The following is a 231-nucleotide window of genomic DNA, read 5'->3' on the forward strand; positions in this document are numbered from 1 at the left end:
GTGATGGAAGGCCACTATTTCGGGCTTGTCCGGGTCACCGTCACGGCAGACGATCACCGCTTCGGCATCGTCCAGCGCGGGGAAGTGCATGCCGGTTTGCAGCTGGCTTGCGAACGGTTTCGCCAGCCTCAGCGGCACGCTCTCGCCGCCGTTGGGCCACGTTTCGAAGTCCGCATCAAAACGCACCGTATAGTGGCCGCTTGCGGTGATGTACGCGTATTTGTAGGAGTC

Annotated in this window: 1 protein-coding gene; it reads right to left on the reverse strand. The window is 61.5% G+C overall.

Annotated features, from left to right (window positions below; all coding sequences use genetic code 11):
- A partial coding sequence (locus tag P0D89_RS54585; RefSeq protein WP_408379947.1) for a hypothetical protein occupies positions 1–231 on the reverse strand: 231 nt, incomplete at both ends.

This window comes from Paraburkholderia sp. RL18-085-BIA-A, from assembly GCF_046027075.1.
GTDB lineage: Bacteria > Pseudomonadota > Gammaproteobacteria > Burkholderiales > Burkholderiaceae > Paraburkholderia.